Origin of the sequence: Maritalea myrionectae DSM 19524, from assembly GCF_000423365.1 — a bacterium.
Classification (GTDB): domain Bacteria; phylum Pseudomonadota; class Alphaproteobacteria; order Rhizobiales; family Devosiaceae; genus Maritalea; species Maritalea myrionectae.
Window position 1 is genome coordinate 484,932 of the sequence record NZ_AUHV01000003.1, and the last position, 12,494, is coordinate 497,425.

A 12,494-nucleotide genomic window follows, 5' to 3' on the forward strand; every position below is an offset into this window, starting at 1 on the left:
AAAGATCAGTCTTGTGGCGTCCAATCAGGTTGGGTTTCAAAGGTTGCAACATCCGCACCCAATTGATCCCAATGCTGCTTACGCCCTTCAAATATCACCACTTGAACCTCAAGCCCGGCCGCATCATCCAGCGTACCTAGCGAGAGGGTGATATATTCAGGAGTGCGGGTGTTTGTCCCGTAAAGGGGGCTGCCACACTGCCCACAAAAACCTTTAGTTACTGTGGAATCCTTGCTGGATTGATAGGTAAATTCCTTTGCTGGCCCGCTGGCGCTAAATCCAGATTTTGAAAACATCGCGCCAATAGTGTGCCCGGTGCCACTCAATCGGCGGCATTCTTCACAATGGCATTGCGCCACAATGACCGGGGCGCCGATGACTTCATATTCGGTGGCGCCACAAAGGCATTTTCCAGCGTATTTTTGAGTCATGGCCGCACTATAGGCCAATTGATAAAAGCGGCAAACGAAAAGGCCGCCCGCCTTCCCGAAGGAAAACGAGCGGCCCGCTCACGACAAATCCAGGGAGGATTAGTCTTTTTCTACGAGACGGTAGAACACAAAGTCAGATGTGGCACCGTTGACGTATCCTTCAACATTTTCGCCCATGGCCACTTGGTAAGCAGCTTGGAACATAATGATGATTGGAGATTTTTCCTGAACGCGTTTCTGCAATTCAACGTACATTTCTTCACGCTTTGCAGGGTCGCTTTCAGTCAAAGCCGCTTTGGTCATTTCGTTCAACTCATCAGGCACGGCCCATGCGTTACGCCATGTTGTGGTCGCAGCATATGAATCGTCTGAGTTGTCAGAGTTGTACGCAAAGGCTTTCGCGTTTGAGTGAGGGTCCATAAAGTCTGGGCCCCAATACAAAAGCATGGCTTCGTGGCTACGCTCACGATATTTCGTGATCACTTGTGAGCCAGTGCCCGGAATGATCTCGAAATTGATGCCAGCGTCTGCAAAGCTTGCTTGCAATGACTGCGCCATATCTGTGAAAGGCGCTGCATTGATCACGTCCAAATCAACAGTGATTGGGGTTTCAATGCCAGCATCTTCCAAGATTTGCTTGGCTTTTGCAGGGTCATAGCTATATGGCGTTTCGTCATATGAGCCAGGGAAGCCTTTAGGCCAGAATGCCTGATGAACTTCCATTTGACCTTTGATGATTGAGTTGGTCATGCCTTCATAATCAACCAGGTAACGGGCAGCTTCCCACACCGCTTCAGGTGTAAGGCTGTCTGTTTTTTGGTTGAATGACAAGAAGTGCACAGCAGCTTGTGGGAAAGTTTCAACTTTCACATCGCCGTCCAAACCTTCAACCTGATCAGGTGTAAGGTTACGGGCCATGTCCACATCGCCAGACTGAAGCAACAATTGCTGTGTCGCGCTTTCTGCAACGTGACGCAACAACACTGATTTCATCTTAGGCGCACCTTTGAAGTAATCAGGGTTAGCTTCCAACCGCACCAATTCTGCCGGACGGTAAAGACCCAGTTCGAAAGGACCTGAGCCAGCTGAATTTGCATTCAACCAGGCATTGCCCATATCGCCGTCAACTTCATTGGCCATCACCAATTCTTTATCGACAACAGACGCTGGACGTGCCGCCAAAACGTTCATCACGAACGCTGGTGAAAAGTCGCCATCATATTTGATCGTCACAGTGCCGTCGCCAGTGGTGACCATGTCATCCACATTCTCAGCGGTCCAGCCAAGCTGCGCCAAGATAAAGGCAGGTGTCAGGTTCAATTTGATCACGCGACCCAATGAAAACGCCACATCTTCTGGACGAACTGGGTTGCCAGAATGGAACACCGCGCCATCACGCAAATTGAAAACAATGGTTTTGTTTTCAGCGTCGATTTCCCAGCTTTCAGCCAAACCAGCGGCCAAAACTGTTGGATCTTCGGCATCATACTGTACCAAACGGTCATAAATGTTGGTGACCAATTCGCCTGATGTAAATTCGTAGGCCTGCGCTGGGTCAATCGCAACAATATCATCAATATTTTGCGCAACGACCAAAGCGTTGTCTGGTGTAGCAGCTTGGGCTGCACCCGCTGCCATCGGCAGGGTAAACGCCGCTGCCAGCATTAAGGACTTGAGTAATTTCACTTCCGTTTCCTCCTTTTGGTCTTCACACCAACGCGGTGCGAATCCGATTTACTTTTTCGCCAAACTCAGCTCACGAAAAAGGGTCAATGTGCCGGTCCAGATGATCTTTGCAGTCTCGTCAAATGGATTAGACCAGCTATGAGGAAGGCCACCGCGATAATGCAAACTATCGCCCACGCCCAGCTCATAGCAGGCATCAGCAACCGTCTGTTCAATCCGGCCTTCCAGCATATAGATGATTTCTTCGCCCTCATGTGACGCCACCTCTGACTGATAGCCAGGAGGGATCGTAAGGATCAGCGAAGACAATTCGTTGGCGGGATGCTCAACAGCCAGCTTTTCATAAACCACTGAAGAGTCGCCAATATGAAATTTCGGGCGCGTGCTTTTGCGTGTAATGGCATTGGTGGCTTTGGGCATCGAAACAAAGTGCTCAATCTCCAAACCCAACGCCAAAGCAATCTGGCCCAATGTGGCCAAACTCGGCACTGCATTCTCGCGCTCAACTTGACTAAGATAGCCAGCAGATACCCCGGCCCGCTCGCCCAATTGCGTCAAAGTCAGCTTCATTCTGCGACGTTGTTCGCGAATCAAGCCTCCAACTGCAAATGTTTGTGGTGCTGCGATATTCAAGCTCGGCCTCCCTTTCCCAAGCGCATTCCATTAATAAAGTTATATACTATCAAAATAATTTTTGTATAGATAAAAAATGTTTGATTTTGGACTTTCTTCTATGCAAGTTTAGAAAAATTCCGAAATCCTTGGGGGGTATATCCGTGTCTCAAACCGACACAGTCGATATTTCAGCGCAAAGCTGGACCAACAATATCTGGCTCAAAAGATTTATGACGATCGCACAATTCTTCTTTGTGCTGTTCCTCACCTTTTTGGGCCTTCTGGCGATCACCTTCTTTATTGGCCGCGTGATTCCAATTGATCCAGTGCTGGCCATTGTGGGCGACCGCGCCACACAAGAGCTCTATGATGCCACACGTGAAGCCATGGGACTAGACCAACCTTTGGTGATCCAGTTCTTCACCTATGTTTTGGACGTGTTTCGCGGCGATCTTGGCAACTCAGCTTCCACCGGACGCTTGGTGATTGAAGATTTGAAACGGGTTTTCCCCGCCACGTTGGAGATGGCCACCATCGGCATCATCATCGGCGTGGTTCTTGGTGTCCCCATGGGCGTTCTTTCTGCTGCGAACGAAGGCAAATGGGTTGACCAAATCTTCCGCGTGCTCGGCCTTGTAGGTTATTCCGTACCCGCCTTTTGGCTCGGCCTTGTGGGGCTGGCCTTGTTTTATGGCCATTTAGGCTGGGTCGCAGGTCCAGGCCGGATCGGTATTTTTTATGAAGGCATTGTCGAGCCAGTCACGGGCCTCATCCTTGTGGACAGTCTGCTCCAAGGTGAATGGGAGATCTTCTACGATGCCATCCACCATTTGGTACTCCCCGCAGCGATCCTCGGCTTTTTCTCTCTGGCCTATATCGCACGGATGACCCGCTCTTTCATGCTGGACCAACTCAGCCAAGAGTTTGTCACCACTGCACGGGTTAAAGGCGTGCCGGAATATAAAGTAATCTGGAAACATGCCTTCTTGCCCATTCGCGTGCCGCTCATCACCGTGATCGGCCTGTCCTATGCGGGCCTTTTGGAAGGCTCAGTGATGATTGAAACGGTCTTTTCATGGCCCGGCATCGGCAATTACCTCACCGTCGCCCTACTCAACGCCGATATGAATGCGGTTCTGGGCGCCACTTTGGTGATCGGTGCGGTCTTTATCTTTATCAACAAAATCTCGGATGTGCTTTATCGCGTCCTTGACCCCAGAAGTCGGTAAAAGGAGCCAATGAAATGAGCAATATGACCGAATGGCTTTTATCCGACAGCCCCACCTCCAAAGGCCAAGCCTTTGCGGGGCGCACATGGCGCATGTGGTTGTCATTACTTGGCAATCCGCTGGCCATCACAGGCTTGATTATCGTGGTGGTATTGGTGCTGATGGCCGCTTTCGCGCCCCTGATCGCCCCTTATTCACCCATTGGACAAGACCTTGAAAACCGCCTTTTGCCGCCAAGTTGGCAGCATTGGATGGGCACAGACGAACTGGGCCGCGATATCTTTTCGCGCGTGGTCTATGGCTCCCGCCTCACACTAATGATTGTGCTTTTGGTGGCCGCTATTTCCGCCCCGATTGGCCTGGTGATCGGTGCCATCTCCGGCTATTTCGGCGGTTGGGTCGACAAGGTGATGATGGGCATCACCGACATTTTCTTGTCCATGCCAAAGCTAATCATGGCGCTGGCCTTTGTGGCGGCGCTTGGGCCGGGCATTGAAAATGCGATTATCGCCATTGCCATCACCGCATGGCCGGCCTATGCGCGGATTGCACGGGCGGAAACACTCACTTTCCGCAATGCCGAGTTTATCGACGCGATCAAATTGCAAGGTGCCTCGCCTGCCCGCATCATCATCAACCATGTGCTGCCCTTGTGCACATCTTCCATGATCGTGCGGGTCACGCTGGACATGGCGGGCATTATTTTGACTGCGGCGGGCCTGGGCTTTTTGGGCCTTGGGGCGCAACCTCCATTGCCAGAATGGGGCGCCATGATTTCGCGTGGCCGTGCCTTTATTCTGGATCAATGGTGGGTGGCCACCATGCCCGGCTTCGCCATCATCGTTGTTTCGCTTGGTTTCTGCTTCTTGGGCGATGGCCTGCGCGACATTCTTGACCCCAAAAATGAGGGCAAATCATGAGCCAGAAACTGCTTGAAGTTGAAGATTTGCGTGTCACCTTCCCCACCCACCAAGGGGATGTGGAGGTGGTCAAAGGCATCAGTTTTGACCTGGGCCGCGAGCGTTTGGCGATTGTGGGCGAAAGTGGCTCCGGCAAATCCATGACCGGCCGCGCAATCCTCAAATTGATCCGTTCACCGGGGCGCGTTACGGCCAAAAAGTTCGTCTTTGATGGCATCGATTTGAACAAACAGTCCGAACGCCAAATGCGTAAACTGCGCGGCGCCCGGATTTCCATGGTGATGCAGGATCCTAAATTCTCGCTCAATCCAGTGTTGAGCATTGAGGATCAGATCGCCGAAGCCCTGCGCACGCACCAAACACTCACCCGCAAAGAACTGGATGAGAAAGTGCTGCACATGCTGGAGCAAGTGCGGATCAACGATCCTGCGCGGGTGGCCAAGCTCTATCCGCATGAAGTGTCTGGCGGCATGGGCCAACGCATCATGATCGCCATGATGCTGATCCCAGAACCTGACTTGTTGATCGCAGACGAACCAACTTCGGCGCTCGATGTGTCGGTGCAGGCACAAGTATTGGATCTGATCGACAATTTGATTCGAGAAAAAGGCATGGGCCTCATCCTGATCAGCCACGATTTGAACCTGGTCGCAAACTATGCAGATCGCGTGCTGGTGATGAATGCGGGCGAAATTGTCGAGCAGCGCGACGCCGCTGACCTGCAAAACGCGACGCATCCCTATACGCAAGGCCTGCTCAACGCCATGCCGCGCCTCGATGAAACACGCGACGAACTTCCCACCCTTGATCGAACCCAATGGGCTGCAACATGAGTGCAATTGAACTGAACAATCTCAACATTGCCTATTCCTCCGTGCAAGTGGTGCACGGCGCCAGCCTTACTGTTGAGGAAGGCGAAAGCTTCGCGCTTGTGGGCGAATCTGGCTCTGGTAAATCCACAATTCTGAAGGCCATTTGCGGGCTGAATGATGAATGGACAGGCGAAATCAAACTCTACGGGGAAAAAGTAGACCCGCGCAAACGCGCCGACATTTCCCGCATTTCACAGATGGTGTTCCAAGACCCTTACGGCTCTTTGCATCCCCGCAAAACAGTCGACACCACGCTGAGCGAGCCATTGACCATTCATGGCATCAAGGACAATGGCGACCGTGTGGTGGAAATGCTCAACGCCGTAGGGCTGGACCAGCGCTATCGCTTCCGCTTTCCACACCAAATGTCCGGCGGCCAGCGCCAACGCGTGGCCATTGCCCGGGCATTGATGCTCAAGCCTAAGCTGATGCTTTTGGATGAACCAACCTCCGCGCTCGACGTGTCGGTGCAAGCAGAGATTTTGAACCTGCTCAAACAATTGCGCAAAGATCAGAATTTGACCTTCCTGCTCGTCACCCACGACCTGCCGGTCGTGTCGTTCCTGTGCGATCGTCTTGCGGTGATGAAAAAGGGGAAGATTGTGGAAATTGCGACCCGCGATCAGTTGGCCAAGGGCACGTTTAACGAGCCCTATTCGCAAGAGCTTTATCAAGCCAGCAAACATGAACATGTGGCATAAAAAAAGGCGGCTCTAAAGCCGCCATTTCTGTTCCAAACTGAACTACACTTAGAATTCTTGCCAATCAGGATCGATTTCCAAAGCGGCATTGCCGCTGCTGGCGTAAGCCGCAGACCTGGGTGCCGAAGCCTCGGCAGCTTTGGCCGCTGGCTTTTCAACCCGAGCTGCTGGCGCATTGCCCGTCGCTTTGGTCATATTTTCATCCAACTTGAACACCGCAACAATCCGGTCCAGCTCTTCCGCCTGACCTTCAGTTTGTTCAATCGCTGCGTTGGTTTGCTCCACCAGGGCCGCGTTATGCTGGGTGGTTTCATCCATATCCCGCACGGCTTGGTTGATCTCGCTGATCGAGCTGGCTTGCGCTTTGCTTTTATCTGCGATGGACACCATCAAATCATTATTTGATCGTGCCGCCTCAAGCATGGTTTCAAGGTTGGCCGCCGCATCCGCCACCAATTTTGACCCATCGCCCACTTCGGCAACAGATTGCTCAATAAGCTTCTTCACATCTGCCGAGGCATTGGCCGCACTTTGGGCCAAGCGCCGCACTTCCACGGCCACAACCGCAAAGCCTTTACCAGCTTCACCAGCCCGCGCCGCTTCCACCGAAGCGTTCAAGGCCAAGAGGTTGGTTTGGAACGCGATGTCATCGATCATACCAATGATTTTTGAAATCTCATTGGATGAGGTGGTGATCCGTTCCATGGCCATATTGGCCTGGCGCATCACTTCGCCACCTTCTTCAGCGGTTTGACGCACTTTCTCAGCATTGGTGCTGGCGTCAGATGCCTCTTGTGCATTTTCCAACACTGTGTTGGACAGTTGCTCCATTGCCGCTGATGTTTCTTCAATGGTTGCGGCCTGACGGGTGGTCCGATCCGAAAGATCATTTGCACCTGACAGGATTTCGCTTGTCGCCACTTTCAACTGCCGCGAGGTACTGCGCAAGCGACTGATCACGTCGGCTAGCTTGTCGCCCACCTCGTTGGTGTCGTTCTTGAGTTGCAAGAACGCACCATGATAATCGCCTTGCACACGCTGGGTCAGGTCCGTATCAGCCAACGCGGCCAAAACACGGGCAACTTCACTAATGCCATTATCAACGGTCTCAACAAGACTGTTCACGCCATGGGCAAGATTGTTCAACTCCGCATCGGGGAACTCTTTATCCACCCGCATGGAGAAATCGCCAATCACCGCGGCGTCCACCACATCGCCAAAGGAGGCCCCCAATTCGCGCATCATCTCTGCGCGTTCGCGTATGCGTTTATCGGCAGCGATTTTTTCTTCCTCGGTCATCTCGGTTATTCGGCGTCCATTTTGTCGGAATACCTCAACCGCACGGGCCATATCGCCAATCTCGTCATCTCGATTGTCAAAGCCCACTTCGACATCATAGTCGCCATCCGCAATTTCTTGCATGCCTTGGGTCATTGATTTCAGCGGGCCTGTAATCACTTTTTGGAACACCAAGAAGATCACACCGACGGCCGCAAGCGCAGCAATAATCGTGGCGATAACCGCGTCGCGCCGGCTCTCATTAAGCGGCGCAAACACAACGCCTTTATCCACGACCACGCCCACATACCAATCAACAGCAGGTAGATCGCCAATCCTGTTAAACCCAATAAAGCTTGAGGTCCCCGCATCGTCGACATCTTGAATGCTGCCATCAAAGGCCAAGCTGCTGTTGCCAAATACATCGCCAACTGGCTGGCCAATATTGTCCGCATTCCCATGAATAATGATCTTGCCATCACCAGTCGCCAAAAACGCGTAAGTGCCCTTGTGGTTCACTTCTTCCAGCATTTCAGTGATGGATGTAATGGTGAAGTCACCACCGATCACGCCTTTAACCTTATTCCCGCTCATCACAGGGGTCGCCACAGTAACGGTGAGATTGCCAGTTGAGGCATCTTGATAAGGTTCTGTAAGCGAAGTTGCCTGATTGCTGGCCACATCCTGATACCAGGGGCGCTGACGCGGATCATAGTCAGCCGGAAGATCCTGCGGTGGGTGAATCAAAAAATTACCCGTGGCGTCTTCGCCAAAATAGACGGCGTTAAAATTGTCTTCCAAAATCTTATATTTCAACTCAGCTGAGGCGTCTGCCTCTGCATCCAAGGATGCGATCTTTTCGCCCTGGAGTTCGATCAAAAGTGTCCGCTCCCCAAACCATGCTGAGACTCGGTCACTCATATTTTCGCCGATGGTCGCTATTTCTTCCCGCATGGTCGCCTCTGCTTGCGCACTGCGGTTAACATCAAGAAAAACTGCGAATGACACAAAACACACGACAACCACACCAACGGTTGCGAGCATTGCCTTTGTTGCAACACCTAATTTCATGTTAGCTCTCTCCAATTCAAACCTAACCTTCTGCATCGCAGTGCACAAAGGCAATTGAATCGAGATAGTTGCATACTTTCCTTAAGATAAGATTGCTCATCTTTTTGCTCACCTAACAAAAATCGCCCCTTACTTCCTCAAAATTTGAGCACTTCTACTTACCCAAAAACTTTCCCTTTGAGAAAATACGGCCATGAAAATCTAAAGCCGAATAATGGAGCTGAATACACAAAATATACATCTCAAAATGAAGCAAATCGCCGCCATCCTGCCAAATTGGAAAATTTTTATTACGTACTATTCCAAACGAAATAATTTATTCATACAAAGATTTGGCACCGACAAGATAGGTCGCAAAACCGACACAGGGAAAACCCCATAAACCCATATAAATTATTGAATATAATGACATTTTCGTGATCAATGAGGTGGATTGGTACAGCCAAACCCATTGACAAAAATTTTCTGATCATTTGGTATATCGTTGTAACAAACTATTAAATGAGTGCTGTTGTGGCTTTGAAAAAGCTTTCACATTTGCAGAATACGCCGCTCGAAAAGTTTCACTCAATTGATGAAGCCGAAACATGCCTCAATTATTGGGCAGACTGCTTCGAAGTTCGCCATATGGCCTATCTGGCCACAGATCTCGCCGAAAAAAATCCCAAAACTGCCTGCTTGGTCACGACCTACCCCAAAAAATGGGTGAAGAGATATTTAGAATGCGACTATGTGAGCATTGATCCAGTGATCAAATTAGCCAGAGAGCATACCCGGCCCTTTTATTGGTCAGAATGTGCGTCCGACGACGCTGACATAAAAGAGTTCTTCGATGACGCCAAAGCCCATGGTTTGGGGGAGCAAGGCCTCACCATACCGATCCACGGTGCCAAGGCCGATAAAGCCATGTTCTCCGTCGCTTCAGATCTGGGCGTTGACGAGTGGCAAGGATTTTGCGCCCAGCATATGGGAAACCTGATCCTATTCTCATTGCAATATCACATGGCGACAATCGACGTTCGGGGCGCCCTTTTAAATCGTCCCAAGCTGAAATACCGCGAAGTCGAGATTTTGTATTGGATCGCTGAAGGCAAAACTGCTTGGGAAACAAGTAGGATTCTTGATATTTCAGAAAAAACGGTGGAACACGGATTGAAGCAAATCCGTTCTAAGTTTAATGCCACCAACACGACGCACGCCGTTAGTCTCGCATTCCGTTTCGGGATTTTGCATTAACGCGCCCCATTGATCTAATTATGGAGCTGGCAGATAATTGCCGAATGCTCCACAATTCGGCGCTCTCCAACCTGAAAGCAAAGTACCCATGCAAATTTGCGCGTTACTAAACAAAGATGGTGGCACCCTGAAAACCATCGACATTGAGGAGTTTGCTCAAAATATCAGGGAGAAGTTTGAAGCCGAAGGGCACAAGATCGACATTGAAATTGTTGCCGGCGACCAGTTAATCGAGACGCTTGAGAGCATTGCGGAAAACAGCAAATGTGAAGTCTTGTTGGCAGGTGGTGGCGATGGCACCATTTCGGCCGCGGCGCAATATTGCTGGCAAAGCAACAAATCACTGGGCGTGATCCCTGCCGGCACCATGAATTTATTTGCCCGCTCGCTTGGCCTGCCGCTGAACCTTGAAGACGCGATCGATGCGCTGGCGACCGGCAAACAAGAAAAAGTCGACGTCGCCACTGCCAACGGTCAACTATTCTTGCACCAATTATCCGTCGGGCTGCATCCCAAAATCGTCAAGCTGCGCGACAAGCAGGAACATCAATCTCGGTTCCAAAAGATTTTCGGCAGCATCAAGGCAGCGCTGACCACATTCAGCACCCCGCTGCATTATACAATTGACCTCAGCCTGGACGGCCAAGAGCAGCAAGAAAAACTCAGCCTTATTACCGTTTCAAACAACAAATATGGCCGTGGTCATATGCCCTATGCAGATTTTCCACAGGCAGGTGAGCTGGGCGTTTACAGCGCCCGCCCCCTACCGACCCAAGCCAACCTAAAGCTGGCCTCTGACCTCCTATTGGGGACCTGGGATACAAACCCTGATCTGCAAGAGCGCACCGCCCGCAACGTGTCGATACGTTTTGCCAACAGCAAAAAGACGCCCGACATCACGATTGATGGCGAACTGGTCTCCGGGGAAAAGCGCTATGACATCGAAATTCAACCCAAGGCGTTGCGCGTGCTAGCACCAACCGAGCCGGAAACAGCGCAAGACGAAAGCTAGGCAGAGCTTAAAGCCGCAGCAACTCGATCTAAAAGGTAATCACATGGCCCACATCAACAGATTTTTCATCACCTTCGGCTTCTTGCTGTTTGGACTCTTCTTGTGGGTGCGCCTTTCCGGCACATTTGGCGTGATCCTTTTTATCGTGTGCGGTTTGGTCGGCGCCATATTGGGCAACATTGTATTTCGCAAGCAGGCCTCGGACAAACAAGTCAAAGAAGATCTGCAAAACCGTCTCGACAACGACTAAAAAAGCGCGGCCCCGAAGGACCGCGCCAACATGCTGCTGAAAGTTCGGCATGCGCTCAACTTTTAATCTGCCGCCACTTCCGTTTCAAATTCTGACGGCAATGTGATTTCCAGCAGCTCACAATCGTCAGAACAATTGCGATAGGCCGCTTTCATAAAGGGCGGCACCACAAACGCATCGCCCGCCACCAGATCATAAGGCGCCTCGCCATCCACCATCAGGGTCATGCTGCCTTCTTTGACAAAGGTGAATAAAATATCGGTATTGTGGCTGGTGCGCGGTGCCACTTCGCCTTTGATGGGCCGCGCCACTTGCACGCCGGCCACGCCTTTGGTCGCCGCGCCAATGCCCGTATCCCGCGCTTCAAACCCAGGAATGCGCCACGGCTTCCAAGTGGCTTCCGCCACTTTGTCATAGACAAATTTGGTGCCCTGCCATTCCCGATCCGGGTCGCCCTTGCCATTGGGCAAGGTCATTTCGTGGTCGATGGTGGTCACATGGTCGGCAGGCACGCCGATTTCCACCACTTCCACGTTGTCCGATGCTTCCATCACGCGGTGGCGGATTTCTGGCGGTTGGATCACGCAATCGCCTGCCGTCAGGCGAATTTTATCCCCCTGATCTTCGTAAAGCACATCGACCCAGCCGCGGTAGCAAAAGATCAACTGAAAACCGACCGTGTGATAATGCACCATATCCGGCACCGGCCCACCATCGGGAATGCGGATGTGTGAGGCAATGATAGAGCCGCCCAACCGATCCGGGATCAAATCGCGATAGCGCATGCCCGCGCGGCCAATCACCCAGCTGTCACTATCCTTTAAGCGCCGCACCAAAAAGCTGTGTTGCGTTTCGGGCTGCACCAAAGGCGGGTTAGCATCGATAATTTCAATCTGAGTACCGTTGGGTGCAGTCAGTTTCGTTTGCCCGTTCGCAAACTTATCTGGATCATCGCAATTCAGGCGCAAACTATGCACCGTGCTGGTCGCATCACGATCCAATCGGATGGACAAACCATGGCCAGAGATCACGGCCACGCTGGGGTCGTCTGCCGGAAAAATCTTATCCAGCCGGAAACCCAATCGCTTCAGGTAAAACGGCAAATCCTGTTTCAAATCATTGGTCGGCAGCACAATTTCTGCGCCCCGCACCAAATCCGGATTTGTACTCAGTTCAGCATTTCGCGGATCCAT

Annotated in this window: 12 protein-coding genes; 7 read left to right on the forward strand and 5 right to left on the reverse strand. The window is 51.5% G+C overall.

Going from position 1 to position 12,494, the window contains the following annotated elements:
* Window positions 1-5: 5 nt before the first annotated feature.
* From G549_RS0108495 to G549_RS0108505, 3 genes are all read right to left on the reverse strand, one after another.
* Complete coding sequence (locus G549_RS0108495) at window positions 6-431, reverse strand: GFA family protein (RefSeq protein ID WP_084634133.1); 426 nt, start codon at window positions 429-431, stop codon at window positions 6-8.
* Window positions 432-530: 99 nt separating this feature from the next.
* Window positions 531-2,117: an ABC transporter substrate-binding protein gene (locus G549_RS0108500; protein WP_027834668.1), complete on the reverse strand. Its 1,587-nt coding sequence runs from the start codon at window positions 2,115-2,117 to the stop codon at window positions 531-533.
* Between the two features lie 48 nt (window positions 2,118-2,165).
* Window positions 2,166-2,750, reverse strand: coding sequence for a cupin domain-containing protein (locus G549_RS0108505; RefSeq protein WP_027834669.1), 585 nt, complete (start codon window positions 2,748-2,750; stop codon window positions 2,166-2,168).
* 212 nt (window positions 2,751-2,962) lie between these two features.
* Here G549_RS0108505 and G549_RS0108510 point away from each other — a divergent pair, with 212 nt between their 5' ends.
* Genes G549_RS0108510 through G549_RS0108525 form a run of 4 tightly spaced genes read left to right on the forward strand, consistent with a single transcriptional unit; the run spans window position 2,963 to window position 6,454 of the window.
* Window positions 2,963-3,961, forward strand: a complete 999-nt coding sequence (locus G549_RS0108510; protein ID WP_027834670.1) for an ABC transporter permease — start codon at window positions 2,963-2,965, stop codon at window positions 3,959-3,961.
* Window positions 3,962-3,975: 14 nt separating this feature from the next.
* Complete coding sequence (locus tag G549_RS0108515; protein ID WP_027834671.1) at window positions 3,976-4,881, forward strand: ABC transporter permease; 906 nt, start codon at window positions 3,976-3,978, stop codon at window positions 4,879-4,881.
* Window positions 4,878-5,714, forward strand: a complete 837-nt coding sequence (locus tag G549_RS0108520; protein ID WP_027834672.1) for an ABC transporter ATP-binding protein — start codon at window positions 4,878-4,880, stop codon at window positions 5,712-5,714. Before G549_RS0108515 ends, G549_RS0108520 begins: the two co-directional genes overlap by 4 nt.
* Window positions 5,711-6,454, forward strand: coding sequence for an ABC transporter ATP-binding protein (locus G549_RS0108525; RefSeq protein WP_027834673.1), 744 nt, complete (start codon window positions 5,711-5,713; stop codon window positions 6,452-6,454). The genes G549_RS0108520 and G549_RS0108525 overlap by 4 nt, the downstream gene beginning before the upstream one ends.
* A 48-nt stretch (window positions 6,455-6,502) precedes the next feature.
* Here the strand turns inward: G549_RS0108525 and G549_RS21305 are convergent, their stop codons facing one another.
* The gene (locus G549_RS21305) at window positions 6,503-8,776 is read right to left on the reverse strand and encodes a methyl-accepting chemotaxis protein (RefSeq protein WP_169449631.1); all 2,274 of its coding nucleotides are present in this window, start codon (window positions 8,774-8,776) and stop codon (window positions 6,503-6,505) included.
* Window positions 8,777-9,304: 528 nt separating this feature from the next.
* Here G549_RS21305 and G549_RS21310 point away from each other — a divergent pair.
* From G549_RS21310 to G549_RS21810, 3 genes are read left to right on the forward strand one after another with little or no spacing between them, the layout of a single operon-like run.
* Window positions 9,305-10,039, forward strand: coding sequence for a helix-turn-helix transcriptional regulator (locus G549_RS21310; RefSeq protein WP_084634105.1), 735 nt, complete (start codon window positions 9,305-9,307; stop codon window positions 10,037-10,039).
* Window positions 10,040-10,076: 37 nt separating this feature from the next.
* A complete protein-coding gene (locus tag G549_RS0108545) occupies window positions 10,077-11,051 on the forward strand; it encodes a diacylglycerol/lipid kinase family protein (protein WP_169449632.1) in 975 nt (324 codons plus the stop codon).
* A gap of 43 nt (window positions 11,052-11,094) precedes the next feature.
* Window positions 11,095-11,301 carry a hypothetical protein gene (locus tag G549_RS21810; RefSeq protein ID WP_156905518.1) on the forward strand — a complete coding sequence of 69 codons (207 nt, stop codon included), beginning with the start codon at window positions 11,095-11,097 and terminating at the stop codon, window positions 11,299-11,301.
* Window positions 11,302-11,363: 62 nt separating this feature from the next.
* Here G549_RS21810 and G549_RS0108555 read toward each other — a convergent pair whose 3' ends face one another.
* Window positions 11,364-12,494, reverse strand: coding sequence for a cupin domain-containing protein (locus G549_RS0108555; protein WP_051213672.1), 1,131 nt, complete (start codon window positions 12,492-12,494; stop codon window positions 11,364-11,366).

Excerpts from the sequence above, each read along its gene's own strand:
- G549_RS0108495 (WP_084634133.1), bottom strand. The coding sequence starts at position 431 with ATGACTCAAAAATACGCTGGAAAATGCCTTTGTGGCGCCACCGAATAT.
- G549_RS0108510 (WP_027834670.1), top strand. The coding sequence starts at position 2,963 with ATGACGATCGCACAATTCTTCTTTGTGCTGTTCCTCACCTTTTTGGGC.
- G549_RS0108515 (WP_027834671.1), top strand. The coding sequence starts at position 3,976 with ATGAGCAATATGACCGAATGGCTTTTATCCGACAGCCCCACCTCCAAA.
- G549_RS0108520 (WP_027834672.1), top strand. The coding sequence starts at position 4,878 with ATGAGCCAGAAACTGCTTGAAGTTGAAGATTTGCGTGTCACCTTCCCC.
- G549_RS0108525 (WP_027834673.1), top strand. The coding sequence starts at position 5,711 with ATGAGTGCAATTGAACTGAACAATCTCAACATTGCCTATTCCTCCGTG.
- G549_RS21305 (WP_169449631.1), bottom strand. The coding sequence starts at position 8,776 with ATGCTCGCAACCGTTGGTGTGGTTGTCGTGTGTTTTGTGTCATTCGCA.
- G549_RS21310 (WP_084634105.1), top strand. The coding sequence starts at position 9,305 with ATGAGTGCTGTTGTGGCTTTGAAAAAGCTTTCACATTTGCAGAATACG.
- G549_RS21810 (WP_156905518.1), top strand. The coding sequence starts at position 11,095 with ATGGCCCACATCAACAGATTTTTCATCACCTTCGGCTTCTTGCTGTTT.
- G549_RS0108555 (WP_051213672.1), bottom strand. The coding sequence starts at position 12,494 with ATGGATCCGCGAAATGCTGAACTGAGTACAAATCCGGATTTGGTGCGG.